19 protein-coding genes are annotated in these 23,904 nt (G+C 62.7%); 13 read left to right on the forward strand and 6 right to left on the reverse strand.

The genetic code is table 11. The features are described 5' to 3' along the window. Positions 1–222: 222 nt before the first annotated feature. The 4 genes from kdgD (at position 223) to AC3WJP_RS24730 (ending at position 4,091) form a co-directional block, all read left to right on the forward strand. Positions 223–1,134 (forward strand): 5-dehydro-4-deoxyglucarate dehydratase, encoded by a 912-nt coding sequence (kdgD, locus tag AC3WJP_RS24715; protein WP_493722557.1) that lies wholly within the window; start codon positions 223–225, stop codon positions 1,132–1,134. A 260-nt stretch (positions 1,135–1,394) separates the two neighbouring features. Next, positions 1,395–2,336, forward strand: coding sequence for an AEC family transporter (locus AC3WJP_RS24720; RefSeq protein WP_493722558.1), 942 nt, complete (start codon positions 1,395–1,397; stop codon positions 2,334–2,336). A gap of 396 nt (positions 2,337–2,732) precedes the next feature. After that, positions 2,733–3,518 carry a hypothetical protein gene (locus tag AC3WJP_RS24725; RefSeq protein WP_493722559.1) on the forward strand — a complete coding sequence of 262 codons (786 nt, stop codon included), beginning with the start codon at positions 2,733–2,735 and terminating at the stop codon, positions 3,516–3,518. A 48-nt stretch (positions 3,519–3,566) separates the two neighbouring features. Continuing rightward, positions 3,567–4,091, forward strand: a complete 525-nt coding sequence (locus tag AC3WJP_RS24730) for a hypothetical protein (protein WP_493722560.1) — start codon at positions 3,567–3,569, stop codon at positions 4,089–4,091. A 960-nt stretch (positions 4,092–5,051) separates the two neighbouring features. Here AC3WJP_RS24730 and AC3WJP_RS24735 read toward each other — a convergent pair. From AC3WJP_RS24735 to gatC, 5 genes are all read right to left on the reverse strand, one after another. Then, a complete protein-coding gene (locus tag AC3WJP_RS24735; RefSeq protein WP_493722561.1) occupies positions 5,052–6,089 on the reverse strand; it encodes a calcium/sodium antiporter in 1,038 nt (345 codons plus the stop codon). A 51-nt stretch (positions 6,090–6,140) separates the two neighbouring features. After that, complete coding sequence (locus AC3WJP_RS24740) at positions 6,141–6,518, reverse strand: septal ring lytic transglycosylase RlpA family protein (RefSeq protein ID WP_493722562.1); 378 nt, start codon at positions 6,516–6,518, stop codon at positions 6,141–6,143. Between the two features lie 116 nt (positions 6,519–6,634). Continuing rightward, positions 6,635–8,080 (reverse strand): Asp-tRNA(Asn)/Glu-tRNA(Gln) amidotransferase subunit GatB, encoded by a 1,446-nt coding sequence (gene gatB / locus AC3WJP_RS24745; RefSeq protein ID WP_493722563.1) that lies wholly within the window; start codon positions 8,078–8,080, stop codon positions 6,635–6,637. A gap of 12 nt (positions 8,081–8,092) precedes the next feature. Next, complete coding sequence (gene gatA, locus AC3WJP_RS24750; protein WP_493722564.1) at positions 8,093–9,544, reverse strand: Asp-tRNA(Asn)/Glu-tRNA(Gln) amidotransferase subunit GatA; 1,452 nt, start codon at positions 9,542–9,544, stop codon at positions 8,093–8,095. 16 nt (positions 9,545–9,560) lie between these two features. Continuing rightward, positions 9,561–9,848 carry an Asp-tRNA(Asn)/Glu-tRNA(Gln) amidotransferase subunit GatC gene (gene gatC / locus AC3WJP_RS24755; protein ID WP_493722565.1) on the reverse strand — a complete coding sequence of 96 codons (288 nt, stop codon included), beginning with the start codon at positions 9,846–9,848 and terminating at the stop codon, positions 9,561–9,563. 204 nt (positions 9,849–10,052) lie between these two features. Here gatC and mreB point away from each other — a divergent pair, with 204 nt between their 5' ends. From mreB to tldD, 8 genes are all read left to right on the forward strand, one after another. Beyond that, complete coding sequence (mreB, locus tag AC3WJP_RS24760) at positions 10,053–11,090, forward strand: rod shape-determining protein MreB (protein ID WP_008371426.1); 1,038 nt, start codon at positions 10,053–10,055, stop codon at positions 11,088–11,090. Between the two features lie 194 nt (positions 11,091–11,284). Further along, positions 11,285–12,508: a rod shape-determining protein MreC gene (gene mreC, locus AC3WJP_RS24765; protein WP_493722633.1), complete on the forward strand. Its 1,224-nt coding sequence runs from the start codon at positions 11,285–11,287 to the stop codon at positions 12,506–12,508. Continuing rightward, entirely contained in the window at positions 12,508–12,996 is a 489-nt protein-coding gene (gene mreD, locus AC3WJP_RS24770; RefSeq protein WP_493722566.1) for a rod shape-determining protein MreD, read from the forward strand. Before mreC ends, mreD begins: the two co-directional genes overlap by 1 nt. A 52-nt stretch (positions 12,997–13,048) precedes the next feature. After that, complete coding sequence (locus AC3WJP_RS24775) at positions 13,049–13,633, forward strand: Maf family protein (RefSeq protein ID WP_493722567.1); 585 nt, start codon at positions 13,049–13,051, stop codon at positions 13,631–13,633. 85 nt (positions 13,634–13,718) lie between these two features. Then, positions 13,719–15,176: a ribonuclease G gene (rng, locus tag AC3WJP_RS24780; RefSeq protein ID WP_493722568.1), complete on the forward strand. Its 1,458-nt coding sequence runs from the start codon at positions 13,719–13,721 to the stop codon at positions 15,174–15,176. Between the two features lie 142 nt (positions 15,177–15,318). After that, positions 15,319–19,209: a YhdP family protein gene (locus AC3WJP_RS24785; protein WP_493722569.1), complete on the forward strand. Its 3,891-nt coding sequence runs from the start codon at positions 15,319–15,321 to the stop codon at positions 19,207–19,209. A 126-nt stretch (positions 19,210–19,335) separates the two neighbouring features. After that, positions 19,336–20,184 carry a carbon-nitrogen hydrolase family protein gene (locus tag AC3WJP_RS24790; protein ID WP_493722570.1) on the forward strand — a complete coding sequence of 283 codons (849 nt, stop codon included), beginning with the start codon at positions 19,336–19,338 and terminating at the stop codon, positions 20,182–20,184. A 2-nt stretch (positions 20,185–20,186) separates the two neighbouring features. Further along, positions 20,187–21,629 (forward strand): metalloprotease TldD, encoded by a 1,443-nt coding sequence (tldD, locus tag AC3WJP_RS24795; protein WP_493722571.1) that lies wholly within the window; start codon positions 20,187–20,189, stop codon positions 21,627–21,629. 81 nt (positions 21,630–21,710) lie between these two features. Here tldD and yjgA read toward each other — a convergent pair whose 3' ends face one another. Next, a complete protein-coding gene (gene yjgA, locus AC3WJP_RS24800; protein ID WP_493722572.1) occupies positions 21,711–22,232 on the reverse strand; it encodes a ribosome biogenesis factor YjgA in 522 nt (173 codons plus the stop codon). A gap of 108 nt (positions 22,233–22,340) precedes the next feature. Here yjgA and pmbA point away from each other — a divergent pair, with 108 nt between their 5' ends. Continuing rightward, entirely contained in the window at positions 22,341–23,687 is a 1,347-nt protein-coding gene (pmbA, locus tag AC3WJP_RS24805) for a metalloprotease PmbA (protein ID WP_493722573.1), read from the forward strand. The last annotated feature ends 217 nt before the right edge of the window (positions 23,688–23,904 follow it).

Here is a 23,904-nt window from a genome sequence, read left to right on the forward strand (position 1 = left end):
CCTCCCTCCCCCCCCTCCCCCCCCCCCCCCCCCCCCTTCCCCTCCCCCCCCCCCCCCCCCCCCCCCCCCCCCCCCCTCACTACAGGGATTGAGTGCCCATTCCATAAATTTTCGAACACCCCCTTGAGCCTTTGCATTTATGGTTGTACGATGACGTACGACTTCGGCAATGGCTGCTGAAGCCCATGCCTTCATCTCATTACTTTCAAGGGTGTTCGAACAATGACTCCACAAGAACTCAAGTCCATCCTCTCGTCCGGCCTGCTGTCTTTCCCGGTCACCGACTTCAATGCCCAGGGCGATTTCCACAAGGCAGGCTACATCAAGCGCCTCGAGTGGCTCGCTCCGTACGGCGCCAGCGCGCTGTTCGCCGCCGGCGGTACCGGTGAGTTCTTCTCCCTGGCTGCCAGCGAATACTCGGAAGTCATCAAGACTGCCGTCGACACCTGCGCCAAGAGCGTGCCGATCCTCGCCGGTGTCGGTGGTTCGACCCGCCAGGCCATCGAATACGCTCAAGAAGCCGAGCGTCTGGGCGCCAAAGGCCTGCTGCTGCTGCCGCACTACCTGACTGAAGCCAGCCAGGACGGCGTTGCCGCTCACGTCGAAGCCGTGTGCAAATCGGTCAAGATCGGCGTGATCGTCTACAACCGTAACGTCAGCCGCCTGACCGCTCCGCTGCTGGAGCGCCTGGCCGAGCGTTGCCCGAACCTGATCGGTTACAAGGATGGCCTGGGCGACATCGAACTGATGGTCTCGATCCGTCGCCGTCTGGGCGACCGCTTCAGCTACCTGGGCGGCTTGCCGACCGCTGAAGTCTACGCCGCTGCCTACAAGGCGCTGGGCGTGCCGGTCTACTCCTCGGCCGTGTTCAACTTCATCCCGAAAACCGCGATGGACTTCTACCACGCGATCGCCAAGGATGATCACGAAACCGTCGGCAAGCTGATCGACGATTTCTTCCTGCCGTACCTGGACATCCGTAACCGCAAGTCGGGTTACGCTGTAAGTATCGTCAAGGCCGGCGCCAAGATCGCGGGCTACGACGCAGGCCCGGTGCGCACCCCGCTGACCGACCTGACCGGCGAAGAGTACGAAATGCTCGCTGCCCTGATGGACAAGATGGGTCCGCAGTAACGCTGTGGTGAGGGGGCTTGCTCCCGAGAGGTCCTGACTGATTCACCTTGGTGTGTCAGTCAAGGCCTATCGGGGGCAAGCCCCCTCGCTACCTGGATGCCAGGTGCAGCTTTCGCACCTGTGGATCACCCGGCCACAAGCCCCCGATCCTGACCTTCCTATTGGCTGCCTCGCGCAGCACCCAGCGCGCCACGAGCGCGCTTTTTTATGGGCGGCTGGCTATGATAGCCAGCTAACGACAGGCAACAGGTCCCCACCGCATGATGGCAATCTTTCTGCAGACGCTCGCTATCACCGCTCCGGTGTTCGTCATGTTGTTTCTGGGGCTGATGCTCAAGCGCATCGAGTGGATCGACGACAACTTCATCCGCGTCGCCTCGGGCCTGGTCTTCAACGTCACCATGCCGGCGCTGCTGTTCCTCGGCATCCTCCACGCCGACTTGCGCACGGCGTTGCGTCCTTCGGTGCTGATCTACTTTATCGCGGCGACCTTGCTCAGCTTCGCGGCGGCCTGGGGCTGGGCCATCTGGCGCTGCCCCAAGGTCGATCGCGGGGTGTACGTGCAAGGCGCCTTTCGTGGCAACAACGGCATTATCGGCCTGGCGCTGGCGGCCAGCATGTACGGTGCCTACGGGATCTCCATGGGTGCCGTGCTCGCCGGCCTGGTGATTCTGTTCTACAACGCCCTGTCGGCGATCATCCTGGCGATCTACAGCCCAGTGATGAAGTCCGATCCGTGGAGCCTGTTCGTCAACATCGTGCGCAACCCGTTGATCATCAGCGTGGTCGCGGCCATTCCCTTCGCCTACTGGCAGATCGGCTTGCCGCGCTGGCTTGAGGGCTCGGCGCAGAGCCTGGGCAACATGACCTTGCCGCTGGCGCTGATCTGTGTGGGCGGCACCTTGTCACTGGCGTCGCTACGAGAAAGCAGCCGACTGGCGATCAGCGCCAGCCTGGTGAAGATGGTCGGCTTGCCTTTCATCGGCACCCTGGGCGCCTGGCTGTGCGGGTTCCGCGGCGCCGACCTGGGCATCCTGTTCCTGTATTTCGCCGCGCCCACGGCCTCGTCCAGCTACATCATGGCCCGCGAGGCCAAGGGCAATCACCAACTGGCGGCCGCCATCGTGGTGATCACTACGGTCGCGGCGGCGGTGACCACCAATATCGGTGTGTTCATCCTGCAGTGGGGTGGGTGGATCTAAGCGCTCTTCGCCGCCGAACGCGCAATTGTGCAGCCAACTCTGTGGGAGCACAGCTTGCTGGCGAAGGGGCCGGTACAGCTTGCCCAAAACCATAGAATGTCCGAAGGTGCAGAGCCGCACCCCTGGCGTCGCTACGGGAAAGCAGCCGCCTGGCTATCAGTGCCAGCTTGGTGAAGATGGTCGGCTTGCCGTTCATTGGCACGCCGGGTGCCTGGTCAGGTATTTGCAGCCACAGTGTCGTGCACGCTCGAAGCATTGATTGATCGGTTATTGGTAGTTTGGTTGACGACCAAAAGCGATAGTGCCTGCCCTTTTCCCCAATAAGCCCGTGACGCCACGCTTATACGTTGTGAGGCGCGGGGGCAGCCCCCTTAGCCTATCGTCGGGTCATTAGCCATGCCGTTTTCGATCACCAACAATAGTTCAGCGCATCCACCCGCAGGTATCAAGACTCCACCGGAAACAGGTTCACCTCTTCAGGCGGTATTGCAGTCGGTGCTCAACGTCTCGACAGCTATTCGCAGCGTCCCCGAGCCGATGCGTGGACATCTATCTTCCCAACATCCTCTTGCAGGGACACACCAGGGTGCTGATTTGCCTCCGGTCGTTGGCGGAGTCAATAACCATGAACTACCTCCAGCCATTGCACGCATGCTGTATGAGGGAGGGGCCGGGCCAGATGATTTCAAGCCTGTTGTTCTGCCTGAGCGCTTTGGCGCTTCAACCTTGGCAGGGCAAGATGTTGCGTCCCGGGCTTATAAGGAGCTTGTGAAACGGGGATTTTTCGAACGACACCCCGAGATCCAGACCTGGAACAACGTAGCCAGCTTCCTGAACGAGCGGCGCGATGCTATTGCTGAGGCTCTGGGTCGCGGTGTATGCCCAGAAGGAGTAACACGCACCGAGGACTACCAATGTTTACACTATTTGTTGCAAAGCGCTAAAAATCGTTCACAGCAATTGTTTTCAATGGGAATAGCTGGGTATAGCCCTGAGCAATTTGAAAACCTTAAAGAAAATACTAAGCTTTTCGAGCGATTAGCAGAGAAGGCGTTGGCACTTTGGGAGTCTGAAGCGGTGCTCATCGAGCATCACAAGGATCCTGACCTCGCCAGATCGTCTTCAGCCAACACTCCGGTGAGTCTGCTGAGCGATGCGCCTGAAGCCTATACACCAGTTTAGCAGGCATTCATTCCACCAGATTGCTACTTCAGCCCGGATCTTTCTGCCGTGGTGCTGGCGGCAAAGAAGGTTGCGCCGCATTACTTGGGCTCTCCCAGGTATTTGCCGGGAAGGCATGTAGGCACCATGCCTTATTGGTCAGAGTTTACGAAGGAACAAGGCGTCATCCGGACACTGCATAAAACCGGGCATCAATTCAGGGCTGATGCCCAATACGAGAGCAAGATCGAAGCCCATCAATGGACGTTTCGCGCCAACTACCGGCATGGTGGCGCTTATGCGAGTGAGATCTTCGCGAGTCACTATCTAGCTATAGCGAAAAAAGACGGCTTTCTTGGCTTGCTTCCCAAGGTAGTCAAGCGAGAGGAGGTCGTCAACGTAGATACCAATTCGATAATGAGCAGGTTCCTCAGTGGATCGCCAGAAGCGCTCGACCAGTTCCTCACGTCGACGGCAAATGGCAAGAGTACCCAGCGTATTTTAGATTTGTTCGGGTTGAAGGCGTTAAGCGTAACTTATGATCGCACCATGGAGGCTGGACGTGATTACTATATTGCGGTTGAACTCAAGTAGCGAGATCCATTTAAAAGCGGCCTCGGCTCTGCTTTGTGTTCTGGCACCTGGCCTAAGTTATTTGGCATAAGGAATTCTCAGGGTGCCAATATCATCGTTGACAACTAATCATTCAAACAGCGCTGTGCCTATCGCTGCCAATCAGCCGACGCGTAATATCTTGTTGCCCGGTTTTAGCTGCGCAAATAACGCCCCTGGCGTCATGCGTCCTGTCGAGGAGGTATCAAGTAGTGCAGACAAGTCCCTCGCGAGCCGGTTGGTAAATCAGAACGCAGGTGCAGTCGAATTAGAGCTGTGTGGCGACGCCCATCAGGGCTTCGCCTCTATTATGACGGGCATAATGGCTGCAGCCAGCCGAGTTCAGCCGCATTTTGAATGCACTGCGGCAGAGCACTCGCGGGTCGGGAAGGATGTGTTGTCCTACTGCTCCAGCATATCTGTTTCGGGAAGCATAACGACTACGTATAGCTCGGGATGTGCCTCCATAAAGCGGAGTAGCTACATTACCAACATAAAACAGGACGTTTGGGAGTTTTGGTGCAATTATCGGTACGAGGGGGTGTATGCCAGTGAGATTTTCGCCAAACAATATGTCCTTTGTGCTGAGAAAGCTGGTTTCTCAGGTCTGCTCCCTCACACAATAGCGCGCCGGTGCGTCTTCAATATTCAAACCAATGCGTGTATGCATCAGTATGAAAGCGATACGCCCGAAGCCTTGGAGGCGTTTCTTGAGCGTACCAAAACGGCAAAAGTACAGCGCGCATAATGCACCTGTTCGGACTCGAAGCGGTCAGCATCAAGTATAAGAAAAAGCCGAGTGCAGCGCGGAGCCATGCTTATCTCTTGACCGTCCGGCCTATTTCTACTGCCGCGATTCAAAGCATGTAGAAGAGCGCCAGCGCGAGCGACCGGCTCTGGTGATCCTTTTGCCGGACGATTACGCGCTTCGGCGGGCCGGCCTCAATGCTGTCGCCGCCAGGCGCGCCAGGTGCCAAACGCGATCAACACCCCAATCGGCGGCAGCACATAGCGCAGCATCGCGTGTTCAAGCCGGGCCGCAAGCGGCATGCCGGTGGCGAAGGACACCAGATGCAGGCCGTATAGCGCGTACAGCGCCAGCAGCATCAGGCCCTCGCCGCGGGTGATGCGCAGCCCTGAATAGAACAGCGGCAGGCTCAGCGCCGCCACCCCGAGCATCGCTGGCAGGTCGAACGCCAGCGCATTGGGGGAGATCGACAGCGGCAGCGGTGCCAGCAGCGCGGTGAACCCCAGCACCCCGAGCAGATTGAGCAGGTTGCTGCCCACCACATTGGCCACGGCGATGTCACGCTGGCCACGCAGGGCGGCGATCAGTGAGGTGACCAGTTCCGGCAGCGAGGCGCTGACGGCCACCAGCGTCAGGCCGATGACCCGCTCCGACAAGCCCAAGTCGCCGGCCACGTCGACCGTGGCCTCCAGTAGCCAATGGCCGCCGCCCACCAGCAGACCGATGCCCACCACGAACATGATGGTGCAGCGTGGCCAAGTGCGGGTCGGTACCGGCGCGGCCGGATAGGTGCGGCCATGTTCCCGGGCCTGGCGCAGCAGCAACAGCAGATAACCCGCCAGGGCCGCCAGCAGTACGATGCCTTCGACCGGGCCCAATGGCCCCTTGAGCGCCAGCACGAAGACCAGCGCACTGGCACCGAGCATCATCGGCAGATCCAGGCGCACCAGTTGCCGAGACACTCGCAGCGGAGTGATCAGCGCGCAACAGCCCAGGGTCACCAGCAAGCTGAAGACGCTGCTGCCGATCACGCTGCCGACGGCGATATCGGGCGCATCATTGAGGACCGCCTGGGTGCTGATCGCCATTTGTGGCGCACTGCTGCCGAAGGCCACCACCGTCAGGCCGACGATCAGTGGCCGCACCTGCAGCCTGGCGGCGACGCGCAGGGTCGAGCGCACCATCAGCTCGGCGCCGACGACGAGCATCATCAGGCCCAGAGCCAGTTGCATCAGGCTGAAGGCGGGCAGGTTGGCGAGGTCGAAGATAAGTGTGCTTCCTTGTCAGTCGATAAGGTCCTGGACGCGGACCGGAGCGGTACCGGTGCCGATCATGCCCAGTTGTTCGGCCGCCGCGCGCGAGACATCGACCAGGCGATTGCGCGTGTGCGGGCCGCGGTCATTGATGCGCACTACTACGCTGCGGTCGTTGTTCAGGTTGGTGATCTTGACCCGCGTACCGAACGGCAGTCGCCGATGGGCCGCGGTGAGGTCATGCTGATCGAAGCGCTCACCGCTGGCGGTGCGATTGCCTTGATGAGCAGAACCGTAGAAAGAGGCTACGCCGGTTTCGTCATAACCGTGCGGATCGATGGGGGAGTCGTCCTGGCTGGCACAGCCGGCGAGCAGGAGGAGGGCGACAGCGAAAAACGGGTAGCGCATTGCCGGTTCCTGGTAATCAAGACACATGTAGCGAGGGGGCTTGCCCCCGAAAGATAGTCAGGCACCGCGAAGTGTCAGACATACCGAATCGGGGGCAAGCCCCCTCGCCACAGAGATCAGCCCTCGAGCTTGCGCTTGAGCAGTTCGTTCACCTGTTGCGGGTTGGCCTTGCCCTTGGAGGCTTTCATGGCCTGGCCGACGAAGAAACCGAACATCTTGCCGCGCTTGGCCTCGTCGGCGGCGCGGTACTGTTCGACCTGCTCGGCGTTGGCCGCGAGCATTTCGTCCAGCACCTTCTCGATCGCGCCGCTGTCGGTGACCTGCTTGAGGCCCTTGGCTTCGATGATCTGATCGGCGCTGCCTTCGCCATTGGCCATGGCTTCAAAGATCACCTTGGCGATCTTGCCGGAGATGGTGTTGTCCTTGATGCGCAGCAACATGCCACCCAACTGTTCGGCGCTGACCGGTGAGGCGTCGATCTCGACGCCGAGCTTGTTGAGCAGGCTGCCCAGCTCGACCATCACCCAGTTGGCAGCCAGCTTGGCGTCGCCACTGATGCCCGCGACCTGTTCGAAGTAGTCCGCTTGCTCGCGGCTCGACGCCAGCACGCTGGCGTCGTACAGCGACAGACCGAACTGGCTCTGGAAGCGCTCGCGCTTTTGCGGCGGCAGCTCGGGCAGCGTGGCGCGGGTAGCCTCCAGGAAGGCGTCCTCGATGACCACTGGCAGCAGGTCCGGATCGGGGAAGTAACGGTAGTCGTTGGCTTCCTCCTTGCTGCGCATGGCGCGGGTTTCGTTGGTGTTGGGGTCATACAGGCGCGTCTGCTGGATGACCTTGCCACCGTCTTCGATCAGCTCGATCTGGCGCTGGATCTCGCTGTTGATCGCCTTCTCGATGAAGCGGAACGAGTTGACGTTCTTGATCTCGCAGCGAGTGCCGAACTCGACCTGGCCTTTGGGGCGAATCGACACGTTGCAGTCGCAACGCAGCGAGCCTTCGGCCATGTTGCCGTCGCAGATGCCCAGGTAGCGCACCAGCGAGTGCATGGCCTTGACGTAGGCCACGGCCTCCTTGGCGCTGCTCATCTCGGGCTCCGAGACGATTTCCAGCAGCGGTGTGCCGGCGCGGTTGAGGTCGATGCCGGTGCTGCCGGCGAAGTCCTCGTGCAGGCTCTTGCCGGCGTCTTCTTCAAGGTGCGCGCGGGTCACGCCGATACGCTTGATGGTGCCGTCTTCCAGAGTGATGTCCAGGTGGCCCTTGCCGACGATCGGCAGCTCCATCTGGCTGATCTGGTAGCCCTTGGGCAGGTCCGGGTAAAAATAGTTTTTGCGCGCGAACACGTTGTGCTGGCCGATTTCGGCATCGATGGCCAGGCCGAACATCACCGCCATGCGCACGGCTTCCTGGTTGAGCACCGGCAATACGCCGGGCATGCCGAGGTCGACCAGGCTGGCCTGGGTGTTGGGCTCGGAGCCGAACGTGGTGGCGCTGCCGGAGAAAATCTTCGACTGGGTGGCGAGCTGGGTGTGAATCTCCAGCCCGATCACGACTTCCCATTGCATAGTCATAATTCCTTAAAAGCCCTGAGGAGCACGGGTGTGCCAGTCGGTGACTTGCTGGTACTGGTGCGCCACGTTGAGCAGGCGGCCTTCCTGGAAGTACGGCGCCAGCAGTTGCACGCCCACCGGCAGGCCGTCGGCGAAACCGGCCGGCATCGACAGGCCAGGCAGGCCGGCGAGGTTGGCGGTGATGGTGTAGACGTCCTCGAGGTACGCGGCAGTCGGATCGGCGTTCTTGGCGCCGAGCTTCCAGGCCGGGTTCGGCGTGGTCGGGCTGAGGATCAGGTCGACATCGTGGAATGCGGCCATGAAGTCGTTCTTGATCAGGCGACGGATCTTCTGTGCCTGCAGGTAGTAGGCGTCGTAGTAGCCGGCCGACAGCGCGTAGGCGCCGACCAGGATGCGGCGCTGCACCTCGACCCCGAAACCTTCGGCGCGCGAGCGCTTGTAGAGGTCGGTGAGGTCCTTGGGGTTTTCGCAGCGATGGCCGAAGCGCACGCCGTCGAAGCGCGACAGGTTGGACGAGGCTTCAGCGGGCGCGATCACGTAGTAGGCCGGGATGGCTTGCTGCATGTTCGGCAGGCTGATCGGCACGACCTGCGCGCCGAGCTTCTCCAGCTCCTTGATGCTGGCCTGGACCAGATCGGCGATGCGAGCGTCCAGGCCGGCGCCGAAGTATTCCTTCGGTACGCCGATGCGCAGGCCTTGCAACGGTGCGTTGAGGGTGGCGCTGTAGTCCGCCACGGGCTCGTCGATGCTGGTGGAGTCGAGCGGGTCGAAGCCGGCCATGCCTTGCAGCAGCAGCGCGCAGTCTTGCGCGGTGCGGGCCAGCACGCCACCCTGATCAAGGCTTGAAGCGTAGGCGATCATGCCCCAGCGCGACACGCGGCCGTAGGTAGGCTTGATGCCGGTGAGGTTGGTGAAGGCCGCTGGCTGGCGGATCGAGCCGCCGGTATCGGTGGCGGTGGCCACAGGCAGCAGGCGCGCCGCCACCGCCGCCGCCGAGCCACCCGACGAACCACCAGGCACGTGCTCGAGGTTCCACGGGTTCTTGACCGCGCCGTAGTAGCTGGATTCGTTGGCCGAGCCCATGGCGAACTCGTCCATGTTGGTCTTGCCCAGGGTCACGGTGCCGGCGGCGGCCAGCTTGGCGACCACGGTGGCGTCGTAGGGCGCCTTGAAGTTGTCGAGCATCTTCGAGCCGCAACTGGTGCGGATGCCCTGGGTGCAGAACAGGTCCTTGTGCGCCAGCGGGGCACCCAGCAGGGCACCGGTCTCGCCTTGGGCGCGGCGGGCATCGGCGGCCTGGGCCTGGCTGATGGCCAGCTCCTCGGTGACGCTGATGAAGCTGTTGATCTGCGGATCCAGCTGGGCGATACGCGCCAGCAGGGTGCGGGTCAGTTCTTCGGAAGAAAACTTTTTATCGGCGAGTCCGCGAGCGATCTCGGCCAGAGTCATTTCATGCATGGCAGGCTCTTTTCCCTTACTCGATGACTTGCGGAACCAGATACAGGCCGCTTTCGACCGACGGCGCGATGGCCTGGTAGGCGTCGCGCTGATTGGTTTCGGTAACCTGGTCGGCGCGCAGCCGCTGGCTGGCCTCCAGGGGGTGGGCCAGGGGTTCGATACCCTGGGTGTCGACGGCTTGCATCAAGTCGACCAGCCCGAGAATGCTGTTGAGAGCGTCGAGGGTGTGTGGAATATCGGCTTCTGCCAGGCCCAGGCGGGCCAGGTGAGCGATCTTTTCCACGTCAGAGCGTTCAAGCGCCATGGGGAGTCTCCAGTGGAAAACAAAACGGATACATTCCGCCTGTCAGGGAACACAATTGCGATTTTACGGTCATATGGCGCGATTGTGTGGTGGCGTGTCCGGAAAAACAGCCAATTTAACATATTGGCGCCTTGCCCAAAATCCCCGTCGTTGTTAGAGTTTGCCGCACTTTTTTACCCACGCGTTGCCTAGGGTCACTTTCCCATGTTCAAGAAACTGCGTGGCATGTTCTCCAGCGATCTTTCCATCGACCTGGGGACTGCCAACACCCTTATTTACGTGCGTGAGCGCGGTATCGTCCTCAATGAGCCATCAGTTGTGGCCATTCGTACCCACGGCAACCAGAAAAGTGTTGTCGCCGTCGGCACCGAGGCCAAGCGCATGCTCGGCCGTACGCCGGGCAACATTGCCGCCATTCGGCCGATGAAGGACGGCGTGATCGCCGATTTCAGCGTCTGCGAGAAGATGCTGCAATATTTCATCAACAAAGTTCACGAAAACAGCTTCCTGCAGCCCAGCCCTCGTGTGCTGATCTGCGTGCCTTGCAAATCCACCCAGGTGGAACGTCGCGCCATTCGCGAATCGGCCCTCGGTGCCGGCGCTCGTGAAGTGTTCCTGATCGAAGAGCCCATGGCCGCCGCCATCGGTGCCGGTCTGCCGGTCGAAGAGGCCCGTGGTTCGATGGTCGTCGACATCGGTGGTGGTACCACTGAAATCGCGCTGATCTCCCTGAACGGTGTGGTCTATGCCGAATCCGTACGGGTCGGTGGCGACCGTTTCGACGAAGCCATCGTCACCTACGTGCGTCGCAACTACGGCAGCCTCATCGGTGAATCCACCGCCGAGCGCATCAAGCAGGAAATCGGCACCGCGTATCCGGGTGGCGAAGTCCGCGAAGTCGACGTACGCGGTCGCAATCTGGCCGAGGGCGTGCCGCGTGCATTCACCCTCAACTCCAACGAAGTGCTCGAAGCGCTGCAGGAGTCCCTGGCGACCATCGTCCAGGCGGTCAAGAGCGCGCTGGAGCAATCCCCGCCCGAGCTGGCTTCGGACATCGCCGAGCGTGGTCTGGTGCTGACCGGTGGTGGCGCGTTGTTGCGTGATCTCGACAAGCTGCTGGCACAGGAAACCGGCCTGCCGGTGATCGTCGCCGAAGATCCGCTGACCTGCGTTGCTCGCGGCGGTGGTCGTGCGCTGGAAATGATGGACAAACACACCATGGACCTGCTCTCCAGCGAGTAAGCTGGCCAGTCGGTATCAAGGTGCCCGGTTTACAGGCAGCGCCAGCGGTGCTACCTGTAAGCGTCGGGTCGACGCCCTCACGGGCGTTTTCTGTTTATCTGCATTTCAGTCGGTTTGTCTGCTCATGAATCACTCTTCGAACATCTCCCCGCGAGGAGCGGCTTATTAAACCGCTTTTCGCCAAGGGCCCCACACTGGGCGTACGCCTGCTGGTGCTGGCCGTGCTGTCGGTTGCGTTGATGGTGGTCGATGCCCGCTTCACGCTGCTCAAGCCAGTGCGCAGCCAGATGTCGCTGGTGCTGATGGAGTCCTACACCCTCACTGATCTGCCCGGGCGGTTGTGGCAGGGTGTGGCCAGCCAGTTCGGCAGCCGTACCGAGCTGATCGCCGAAAACGAAAAACTCAAGACCGAAGCCTTGCTGCTGCAAGGTCGCCTGCAAAAGCTAGCGGCCTTGACTGAGCAGAACGTACGGTTGCGCGAGTTGCTCAATTCCTCGACGCTGGTGAACGAGAAGGTCGAAGTGGCCGAGCTGATCGGCATCGACCCCAACCCCTTCACCCATCGCATCCTGATCAACAAGGGTGAGCGCGATGGCGTGGTGCTGGGCCAGCCGGTGCTCGATGCCCGCGGCCTGATGGGCCAGGTGGTCGAGTTGATGCCCTACACCTCGCGCGTGCTGTTGTTGACGGACAGCACCCACAGCATCCCGGTGCAGGTCAACCGCAACGGCCTGCGCGCCATCGCCAGCGGCACCGGCAACCCGGAGCGTCTGGAGTTGCGCCATGTGGCGGATACTGCGGACATAAAGGAAGGCGACCTGCTGGTGAGTTCCGGGCTGGGCCAGCGCTTCCCGGCGGGTTATCCGGTGGCGACGGTCAAGGAGGTCATTCATGACTCCGGCCAGCCGTTCGCGATCGTCCGCGCCGTACCTACCGCGGCCATGAACCGCAGCCGCTATGTGTTGCTGGTGTTTACCGACAACCGCACGCCGGAAGAACGCGCCGCCCAGGCGGCCCAGGCCCAGGAAGCGGCCGATGGACAGCCGGTGGCGCCGGGCATTGCCGCAGTGCGAGATTCTGCCGCGGCTGCAGCAGCGGCTGCCGCTGCTGCAGCCGCCGCAGCGCCCGCGGTGACCGCCGGAGGATTGGTGGGCACGGCTATCACTAAAAACGCCGCCGCTGCCCATGGCGCCGCGCCAGCCCACACCCGGGCACCGGGGGCCGCCGCCCCGGCGCATTCCGGCGGTGCGCCGGCCAATCCGGCCAATGCCACTCCAGCCAACCCTGCCACTCCAGTGGCGCCTGCCGCCAGCCCGGCACCCCGCGCCGCCGCCCCAGCTACCGTGCCTGCCCGCAGCACCACACCGAATGCTGCGCCTGCGCGTAGCGCCACCCCCGCCGCGCAGGAGAGGGAATAATGCCCAGTTCGCGTAAAAGCCGTGGGTGGATCGTGTGGTTCACCTTTCTCGTCGGGTTGCTGCTGACCATCTCGCCGTTGCCGCAGTTCATGGAGGTCTTGCGGCCGATGTGGCTGGCCCTGTTGATGGCGTTCTGGTCGCTGGAGTTGCCGCAGAAGATCGGCATGACCACCGCCTGGCTTCTGGGCCTGTGCATAGACGTGCTGTACGGCACCTATCTGGGGCAGAACGCCCTGATCCTGACGCTCATCACCTTCCTGGTGCTGTCATTGCAGCAGCGCATGCGCACCTTCCCGATGTGGCAGCAGTGCCTGATCATCCTGGTGGTGTTCGGCCTGGCGCAGCTGGTGCAGCTATGGCTCAGCGCGCTGACCGGCAATCGTCAACCGACCCTGGCGCTGCTGCTGCCGGCACTGGTGAGTGCCCTGCTGTGGCCGTGGGTGAGCTTCGGCCTGCGTGGCCTGACCCGCCGCTACAAAATCAATTGAGCCGCGCGCGCGTCCTTGGGTGACGCGCCCGTGCCGACAGGGAGATGTCTTGATGAACCCGATCTACCTGGCCTCCGGCTCCCCAAGGCGACGCGAACTGCTGACCCAGATCGGCGTGCCCTTCGTGCCCCTCAGCGCTTCCATCGATGAAACCCCGCAACCTGGTGAGGCACCGGCCGACTATGTCGCGCGCCTGGCGCTGGGCAAGGCGCGCACCGGATTTGCCAGCCTGCCCGCCCAGGCAGGTCAGGCCGTGGTACTGGGCGCCGATACCGCCGTGATCATCGACGGCCGCATCCTCGGCAAGCCCGTGGATCAAGCCGACGCCCTGGCCATGCTCGCCACCCTGTCCGGCCGCGAGCATCAGGTGCTGACCGCCGTAGCCCTGTTCGATGGCACGCGCAGTGAAGTGGTCAACGTCAGCGCGCAGGTCGGTTTTCGTGTCATCGCGGCGGCTGAGGCGCAGGCGTACTGGGCCAGCGGCGAACCGGTCGACAAGGCAGGTGGCTACGCGATACAAGGACTGGGGGCGGTGTTCGTCGCCAGCCTGCAGGGCAGCTATTCGGCCGTGGTCGGGTTGCCGCTGTGTGAAACCGCCGCCTTGCTGGGGCGTTTCGGCGTACCCTGCTGGCAATAGAGTTACGTCGACTGCGCCTCGGTGTGACAGTCGTCCTCAATAACAAGACTTCGCAATCGATGTCGACAACGCACGGGACCGCGCCATGAGTGAAGAGATTCTGATCAATATCACGCCAATGGAATCGCGCGTGGCGGTGGTGGAAAACGGTGTGCTGCAAGAAGTGCACGTCGAGCGCACGCAACGTCGCGGCATCGTCGGCAACATCTACAAAGGCAAGGTGGTGCGGGTATTGCCGGGCATGCAGGCGGCCTTCATCGACATCGGCCTGGAGCGCGCGGCGTTCATTCATGCCTCGGAAATCTCCCTGCGCGAAGGCTCCGCGGTCGAGACCATCAGCGCCCTGGTGCATGAAGGCCAGAGTCTGGTGGTGCAAGTCACCAAGGACCCGATCGGTTCCAAGGGCGCACGCCTGACCACCCAGTTGTCGATTCCCTCGCGCTATCTGGTGTACATGCCGCGGACCAGCCACGTGGGCATCTCGTTGAAAATCGAAGACGAAGCCGAGCGCGAGCGCCTCAAGCAGGTAGTGAGCGATTGCGTGGCCCAGGAGGGCATCAAGGAAACCGGCGGTTTCATTCTGCGTACCGCGGCCGAAGGCGCCCGCGCCGAAGAGATCCTCATGGACATCCGCTACCTGCGCCGGCTGTGGGATCAGATCGCCGCGCAGATCAAGACCGTCGGCGCCCCCACGGAAATCTACGAAGACCTCGGCCTGGCGCTGCGCACCCTGCGTGATCTGGTCAGCCCGAAGATCGAGAAGATCCGCATCGATTCCCGGGAAACCTTCCAGAAGACCACGCAATTTGTCGCCGAACTGATGCCTGAAATCGCCGATCGCCTGGAGCACTACCCAGGCGAGCGGCCGATTTTCGATCTGTACGGCGTCGAGGACGAAATCCAGCGCGCCCTCGATCGCAAGGTGCTGCTCAAGTCCGGCGGCTATCTGGTGGTCGATCCGGCCGAAGCCATGACCACCATCGACGTCAACACCGGCGCGTTCGTCGGCCACCGCAATCTTGAGGAAACCATCTTCAAGACCAATCTCGAGGCGGCCACGGCCATCGCCCGGCAGCTGCGCCTGCGCAATATCGGCGGCATCATCATCATCGACTTCATCGACATGGAAGACGAGGAGCACCAGCGCCAGGTGTTGCGCACGCTGGAAAAACAGCTGGAGCGCGATCACGCCAAGACCAACATCATCGGCATCACCGAGTTGGGCCTGGTGCAGATGACCCGCAAGCGCACGCGCGAGAGCCTCGAGCAGATCCTCTGCGAACCCTGCGCGTGCTGCGTCGGGCGGGGCAAGCTGAAAACCCCTGAAACGATCTGCTACGAAATTTTCCGCGAGATCTTGCGCGAAGCCCGTGCCTATCAGGCTGTAGGGTATAGAGTGCTCGCCAATCAGAAAGTGGTCGATCGCTTGCTGGATGAAGAGTCCGGCAATGTGGCGGAACTCGAAGCCTTTATCGGCCGCACCATCAGGTTTCAGGTAGAAACTTTGTACTCGCAGGAACAATACGATGTGGTGCTGCTCTGAATCAGCGTGAAGCCGCTGTAGTTACCGTCATGAGGGACCGGGCTGTCGAGTCGTTCCAGCCCGCTGCCCGTCTGCAAAGCGCTGCCCGGCTTGAGTCGCGGCGCGCCAATGTTCATTTTTTTGTTTCCGGGAAATTTCTTGCATGGGGCGTCTGACGCGTTTCCTCGGCGCCCTGACCCGCTGGGGCTTGGGGCTGGCGGCCTTGCTGCTGGTGCTGATGGCGCTGTACGTGAGCCTTGGGCGGCAACTGACGCCGCTGGTGGCGGAGTACCGTGATGAGGTGCAAAGCAAGGCCGCGACCGCGCTGGGCATGCCGGTGTCGATCGGCAGCCTCGAAGGCCGCTGGAGCGGCATGGTACCGATCATTCTGGTTCACGATGTGCTGGTGGGGCAGGGGCGCAATGCCTTGCGCCTCGATGACGTGCGGGTAGTGCCCGATCTATGGGGGAGCCTGACCCACCGCGAAGTCCGTATCGGTCATTTGCAAGTCAGCGGTCTGCAATTGACCGCGACCCAGGCGGCTGACGGCCAGTGGGCGCTCAAAGGGCTCCCGGCCACTGGCGCCGACGCGCCCGCTGCGGATCCGGCGCAGATGCTCCAGCGCTTGCAGCAGCTGGAGCAGATATCGATCCTCGACAGCCAGCTGACACTGGTGCCCAACGATCATGCACCCATGACCCTCACCTATGTGGGCGTCAATCTGCGCACGGGCTCCTCGCGTCAGCGCCTGGACCTGCGCCTGACCTTGCCGGATGGCCAGCCGCTGGCGCTCAACGTGCTGGCCCGGGTCAACCCCGAGCAATGGCGCGACAGCCAGGCGCAGGCGTATCTGAGCCTGCCGCAGAGCGACTGGGCCAACTGGTTGCCGCCTTCGCTGCTGCGGCAGTGGAAGGTGAGCAACTTCAAGGCAGGTGGCGAATTCTGGCTCGATTGGCGTGAAGGGGCGCTGCAAAGCGCGGCGCTGCGTTTCAATGCGCCGAGCATCAAGGCCGGTTACGCCAATCGCCCCCCCATTGCGCTGGACAATCTGGCGCTCAGCGCCTGGCTCAAGCGCACCAATGACGGCCTCACCGCCACGGTCGATTCGTTGGCCTTGAACCTCGGCAAGCAGCGCTGGGAGTCACGCCTGCAGCTGCAAGGCAGTGGCGCTGGAACTGCGGACGAGCGCTGGCACCTGCAGGCCGACCGTCTCGATCTGACCCCGGTGACGCCGGTGCTCGACGCCCTGGCACCCTGGCCCGACAAGGTCGCCGCGGTCATCGATGCGCTCAAGGTCACCGGCACCGCGCGCAACGTATTGCTCGACTACCGGCCGCAAGCCCAGGGCAACCAGCGCCTCGCGTTCGCCGCCAATCTCGACAAGGTCGGTTTCAATGCCACTCACGGCGCGCCGGCGGCCGGCAACGTCAGCGGCAGTATCAGCGGGGATCTCGGACAGGGCGAGCTGCGCCTCGATACAGACGACTTCATGCTGCATCTCGAGCCGATCTTCGCCAAACCCTGGTATTACAAACACGCCAACGCGCGCCTGACCTGGACCCTGACGCCGGACACCTTCACCCTCATCGCGCCCTACATCAAGGTACTGGGCGATGAGGGCAAGATCGCCAGCGACTTCCTTATTCGTATCCCGTTGGCACCCGATCACGAACCGTACATGGACTTGCGCGTCGGCATGACCGAGGGCGACGGCCGCTACACCAGCAAGTACCTGCCTACGGCGCTCAGCCCGCAAGTAACCGAATGGCTGAGCACGGCGATTCTCAAGGGCACGGTCGATCAGGGCTACTTCCAGTACCAGGGCTCGCTGGCCAAGGCCGCGCCGGATCACGCGCGCAGCATCAGCCTGTTCTTCAAGGTGCGCGATGCCAGCCTGGCGTTCCAGCCTGGGTGGCCGCAGCTCGATGGCGTCGATGGCAACGTCTATGTGCAGGACGGCGACGTGCGGGTCGAGGCCAGCAAGGGCCAGTTGCTCGGCGCGGCGTTGAGTCAGGTGGTGGTGCACGTGCCCCATGTGCCGGCCAGCGAACATGCCCATCTGTTCGTCAATGGCGCTTTTGACGGTGGCTTGGCCGATGGCATCAAGATTCTGCAGCAGGCACCGATCGGCACCGGCTCGATCTTCGCCGGCTGGCAGGCTGATGGTCCGCTGCGCGGCAAGGTCGACCTGGATATCCCGCTGGTCAAGGGCCAGGAGCCGAAGGTGGTGGTGGATTTCAACACCCAGGCGGCGCAGTTGAAAATCGCCAATCCGGCGCTGGACCTCAGCCAATTGAGCGGCACCTTCCGTTTCGATCTGGACAAGGGCCTCAGTGGCCAGGGTGTGACCGGTCAGGCGTTCGGCAAGCCAATCGCCGCGCAGATCATCGCCGACGGCAAACCGGGCAGCCCGCTGACTCGGGTCAACGTCAGCGGCCAGATCGGCCTCAAGACGCTTACCGACTGGTTGAACGTCAAGCAGACGCTGCCCGCGTCTGGCAATTTGCCCTACCAGCTGCAACTGGCACTCGGCGGCGCCGCCAGCCGGCTGACCATCGACTCCGATCTGAAGGGCCTGGCGGTCGATCTACCGGCGCCTTTCGGCAAAGGCGCCGACGATGTCCGTGCCAGCCGCTTCAGCATGAACCTGCAGGGCGATGAACGGCGCTTCGAGGGCTACTACGCCGAGCTGGCAAAATTTGCCTACGCGGCGCCGGCCAGCGACCTGGCCCAGGGTCGCGGTGAGCTGGCCGTTGGCGGCGGCCCGGCGACGGTGCCCGCAGACAAAGGCATTCGCGTCAGCGGTCAGCTCGCGGAGCTTGATCTGGCGCCTTGGCAGGCGGTAGCGGCGCGTTACACCGGTCAAAGTGCCACGGCGGCTCCGGGGGCTCCCGCCGGTTCCGCTACTGCCACGACGCCGCCAGCGACACCCGCTCCGGCCGGCGCGCCGAGCAGTTCATTGCTCAGCGGCCTCAATCTGCAGATCACCAAACTGAGCGGCTACGGCGTCACCCTCGATCAAGCCTCGGTGGCGCTCAAGCGTTCGACGGCGGCCTGGGAGGCCACCGTCGACAGCCAGCAAGTGACCGGTTCCGCACGGCTGCCGGACGCCAGCGGGCAACCGATCGTGGTCAATCTGCAGACGCTGCGTCTGCCGCCCGCAGCCACGCCGAAGCCGGACGCGCCGCCGCCCGAAGATACGCCTGACCCGCTGGCCACGGTCGATCCGCGCAAGATTCCGGCGGTGGACCTCAGTATCGCCAGTCTGTATCAAGGCGATGACCTGGTCGGGGCCTGGTCGATGAAGGTCCGGCCGACCCCCACCGGGGTGCTGTTCAGCGACCTCGACCTCGGGCTCAAGGGCTTGCAGCTCAAGGGCTTGCTGGGTTGGGACGGCAGCCCGGGGGCGAGCAACAGCTGGTTCCGCGGCCACCTGGAGGGCAAGAATCTTGCCGATGTGCTCAAGGCGTGGAAGTTCGCGCCGACGGTCACCAGCCAGGACTTCAGCCTTGAAGCCGAAGGCGGCTGGCCCGGCTCGCCGGCGTGGATTTCGCCCAAGCGCTATTCCGGCAGCCTGGATGCCACCCTCAATCGCGGCCAGTTCGTCGAAGTCGAGGGCGGTGCGCAAGCGTTGCGGGTGTTCGGTCTGCTCAATTTCAACTCTATCGGCCGGCGGCTGCGTCTGGATTTCTCCGACCTGTTGGGCAAAGGCCTGAGCTATGATCGAGTCAAGGGCGTGCTTGCCGCGAGCAATGGCGTGTATGTGACGCGCGTGCCGATTACCATGACCGGACCATCGAGCAACTTCGAGCTGGACGGCACCCTGGACATGGTTGCCGATCAGGTGCACGCCAAGCTGTCGGTGACCTTGCCGGTGACCAACAACCTGCCGATCGCCGCGTTGATCGTCGGGGCGCCGGCCATTGGCGGTGCGTTGTTCCTGGTGGACAAACTGCTGGGCGATCGTGTCGCGCGGTTCGCGAGTGTGCAATACAGTGTCGAAGGGCCGTGGAAGGAACCGAAGATCACCTTTCTCAAGCCGTTCAAGAAATAACCCTACACCTGTAGCGGGGGGGCTTGCCCCCGAAAATAGGGTCAGCGACACCGATGTGGCTGATAAACCTTTCGGGGGCAAGCCCCCTCGCTACAAGGGTCTTGCGCCGTCTCAGGAGTCTGGTTCATGTCATTCGCCGTCATTCAAATGGTCAGCCAGCCCGATGTCGCCACCAATCTGGCGCAGGCGCGCAAGCTCCTCGAACAGGCCGCCGAGCGCGGTGCGCGGCTGGCGGTGCTGCCGGAAAACTTCGCCGCCATGGGCCGCAAGGACGCCGCCATTGGCCGTGCCGAGGCGCTGGGTGAAGGTCCGATCCTGCCATGGTTGAAACAGACCGCCCGCGACCTCACCTTATGGATAGTCGCCGGCACCATTCCCCTGCCACCCGCCGAAGCGCCAGACGCCAAAGTCCGTGCCTGCTCGCTGTTGGTGAATGACCAGGGTGAAGTCGTCGCGCGTTACGACAAGCTGCACCTGTTCGACGTGGATGTTGCCGATGCCCGTGGGCGCTATCGAGAATCGGATGACTATGCTCACGGTCAAGACGTGGTCGTGGTGGATACGCCGGTAGGGCGGCTGGGTCTGAGCGTGTGCTACGACCTGCGCTTCCCCGAGTTGTACACGGCCCTGCGCGAAGCAGGCGCCGAGTTGATCACCGCCCCCTCGGCCTTTACCGCCGTGACGGGGGCAGCGCATTGGGACATATTGATCCGTGCCCGGGCCATCGAGAGCCAGTGTTATATGCTGGCGGCGGCACAGGGCGGCATTCACCCCGGCCCACGTGAGACTTACGGGCATGCCGCCATCATCGACCCCTGGGGGCGGGTGCTGACACAACAGGATTCAGGCGAGGCCGTGCTGCTGGCCGATCGCGACAGTAACGAACAAGCGTCCATCCGGGCGCGCATGCCGGTCAGCAGTCACCGGCGCTTTTTCTCGCAGGACGCCTTGCGGCCTGCGCACATCGCGGAGTGAATATGAGCGAGATGTTATCCACCGTCAGCGAACACCTGCTGGCCCCCGGCGGCCTCACCCTCGACAGCCTGCAATCGGTGCTGGGCGAGCTGGCCGGCCCGGGCATTGACGCCGCCGACCTGTATTTTCAAGGGCAGATCTCCGAGTCCTGGGCGCTGGAAGACGGCATCGTCAAGGAAGGCAGCTTCAACCTCGACCAAGGGGTTGGCGTACGTGCCCAATCGGCGGAAAAAACCGGCTTCGCCTACAGCAATACCATCACCGAAGATGCCCTGATGCAGGCCGCCCGTGCGGCTCGCTCGATCTCCCGCGCCGGGCAGAACGGCCGGGTGCAGACGTTCAGCTCCCACGATGTCACCCAGCTGTACGGTGAAGGCAATCCTCTGGAAGTGCTGACCCGTGCCGAGAAAGTCGACCTGCTCAAGCGCGTCGATGCCGCCACACGCCTGCTCGACCCGCGCATCCAGCAGGTCACGGTGAGCATGGCCGGGGTCTGGGAGCGCATTCTGGTGGCAGCCGCCGACGGCAGCCTGGCCGCCGATGTGCGGCCGCTGGTGCGCTTCAACGTCAGCGTGATCGTCGAGCAGAACGGCCGCCGCGAACGCGGTGGCCATGGCGGCGGCGGGCGTACCGACTACCGCTACTTTCTCGAGGACGACCGCGCCATGAGTTACGCCCGCGAGGCGCTGCGCCAGGCGCTGGTCAACCTCGAGGCGATTCCGGCGCCAGCGGGGACCTTTCCGGTGGTGATGGGCTCGGGCTGGTCCGGCGTGCTGCTGCACGAAGCCGTCGGCCACGGTCTGGAAGGCGACTTCAACCGCAAGGGCAGCTCCGCCTACAGCGGCCGCATCGGCGAGAAAGTCGCCTCTAGCCTGTGCACCATCGTCGATGACGGCACCCTGGCAGGCCGCCGTGGTTCCCTGAGCGTCGACGACGAAGGCACGCCGACCTCCTGCACCACGCTGATCGAGAACGGCGTGCTCAAGGGCTACATGCAGGACAAGCTCAATGCTCGGCTGATGGGCGTGGCCCGCACCGGCAATGGCCGGCGCGAGTCCTACTCGCATCTGCCGATGCCGCGAATGACCAATACCTACATGCTGGCGGGCGAAAGCGACCCGGCGGAAATCATTGCCTCGGTGAAAAAGGGCATCTACTGCGCCAACCTCGGCGGCGGTCAGGTGGACATCACCAGCGGCAAGTTCGTGTTTTCCACCAGTGAGGCGTACCTGATCGAAGACGGCAAGATCACCGTCCCGGTCAAGGGTGCGACCCTGATCGGCAATGGCCCGGAGGCGATGAGCAAGGTGTCGATGGTCGGTAACGACCTGTCGCTCGACAGCGGCGTGGGGACTTGCGGCAAGGATGGCCAGTCAGTGCCGGTCGGCGTTGGCCAGCCGACCCTGAAGATTGATGCGATCACTGTCGGTGGTACCGGCGGCTGATGTTGATCATTGTAGGAGTGAGCGCTGCTCGCGAAGCTATCAAAAGCCTCGCGGGTAGAACCCGCTCCCACTGGGGGAGCATCAACGCAAGCCGCGTTTGCTCTCGTCCAGTTCGCGGATGTACTTGAAGATTTTACGCGTGGACGCCGGTGGCTTGTTATGGGCGTTCTCGTGCTGGGCCTGACGGATGAGGCCACGCAGGTGTTGCCGATCGGTATCGGGATATTCGCTGAAGAAGGTCTCCAGGACCGCATCGGTGCCCGTGATCAGGCGGTCACGCCAGCGTTCCAGGTTGTGGAAGCGCTCGTTGTACTGGCGCGTGGAGGCGTCGAGCTGGTCGAGCAACTGCAGGATGGCGTCAGTGTCCTGGTCGCGCATCAGCTTGCCGATGAACTGGATGTGCCGTTTGCGAGCGATGTTGGCCGTGTGCTTGGGCGCATCGGCCAGCGCCTTGCGCAGCGCATCGGTCAACGGCAGCTTGTTCAGCGTGTCCGCCTTGAGAGTGGTCAGGCGCTCACCAAGATCCACCAGCGCATGCAACTCGCGCTTGACCTGAGTTTTGCTTTTTCCCTCGTCGAGGGAGTCGTCGTAAGAATCAACCATGGGGGCAGTCCGAAAATAATCGCCGCCATGATAACCAGTCGGGGGCCGCTTGTCCGGCCCGGTCGTAGATTGACCCGTGCCGAACACAGAATTTGAGTGGAGAGCACTATGAGCGCAGTCCAAAGCGTCGGTCCGCAGGCCTTGCCGGCACTGCAGGAGCAAGTCGAGCAGATCATCGCCGAAGCCAAGCGTCAGGGCGCCAGTGCCTGTGAAGTGGCGGTGTCCCTGGAGCAGGGGCTGTCGACGTCGGTGCGTCAGCGTGAAGTCGAGACCGTGGAATTCAACCGTGATCAGGGTTTTGGTATCACCCTGTACGTCGGTCAGCGCAAGGGCTCGGCCAGCACCTCGGCGAGCGGTCCGGAGGCCATTCGCGAAACAGTCGCGGCAGCGCTGGCGATCGCCAAACACACGTCTGAAGACTCCGCCTCCGGGTTGGCCGATGCCGCCCTGATGGCCCGCGAGCAGGCGGATTTCGATCTGTACCACGCCTGGGATATCAGTCCGGAGCAGGCCATCGAGCAGGCACTGGCGTGCGAGGCCGCGGCCTTCGACGCCGACCTACGCATCAAGAACGCCGATGGCACCACCCTCAATACCCATCAGGGCTGCCGTGTGTACGGCAACAGCCACGGTTTTGTCGGGGGTTACGCGTCTACCCGCCACAGCCTCAGCTGCGTGATGATCGCCGAGGCCGACGGCCAGATGCAGCGCGACTACTGGTATGACGTCAATCGCAAGGGCCCGTTGCTGGCATCGGCGCAGAGCATCGGCCAGCGTGCTGCGCAACGGGCGGCCAGTCGCCTGGGTTCGCGGCCGGTGCCGACGTGCGAAGTGCCGGTGCTGTTTTCCGCCGAGTTGGCGGGTGGCCTGTTCGGCAGTTTTCTCGGGGCCATTTCGGGGGGCAACCTGTACCGTAAATCGTCCTTCCTCGAAGGCACCATGGGCCAGCGGCTATTTCCTGAGTGGTTGACCCTCGATGAGCGTCCGCACCTGCGCGGCGGCATGGCCAGTGCCGCCTTCGACGGTGATGGCCTGGCGACCTACGCCAAGCCGTTCGTCGAAAACGGTCATTTGGTCTCCTACGTGCTCGGCACCTACTCCGGGCGCAAGCTGGGCCTGCCGAGTACCGCCAACTCTGGCGGCGTACACAACTTGTTCGTCACCCACGGCGTCGAGGATCAGGATGCGCTGATCCGGCGCATGGGCCGAGGCTTGCTGGTAACGGAGTTGATGGGCAGCGGCTTGAACATGGTCACCGGCGATTACTCCCGTGGAGCGGCCGGTTTCTGGGTGGAAAACGGCGAGATCCAGTTCCCTGTGCAGGAAATTACCATCGCCGGCAATATGAAGGATATGTTCCAGCAGATTGTGGCGATTGGCAGCGATCTGGAAACCCGCAGCAATATCCACACGGGCTCCGTTCTGATTGAGAAAATGACCGTAGCAGGCAGCTGACGTCCATTTGTAGCGAGGGGGCTCGCCCCCGAAAATCCATCTGGCAACGCCACTCTTTGGCTGGAAGTTGAATCGGGGGCAAGCCCCCTCGCTACAGTAAAGGGGGTGGACACGAAGGGGCGCGCCGTTATGAACGGCGCGCCCTTTTGTTATTGGCACTTGCTGGCACTTGCTTCGATTCTCAATATCAAATAATAATAAATATCATTATCGAGAG

It is taken from the genome of Pseudomonas sp. GW821-FHT01A09, assembly GCF_058986725.1.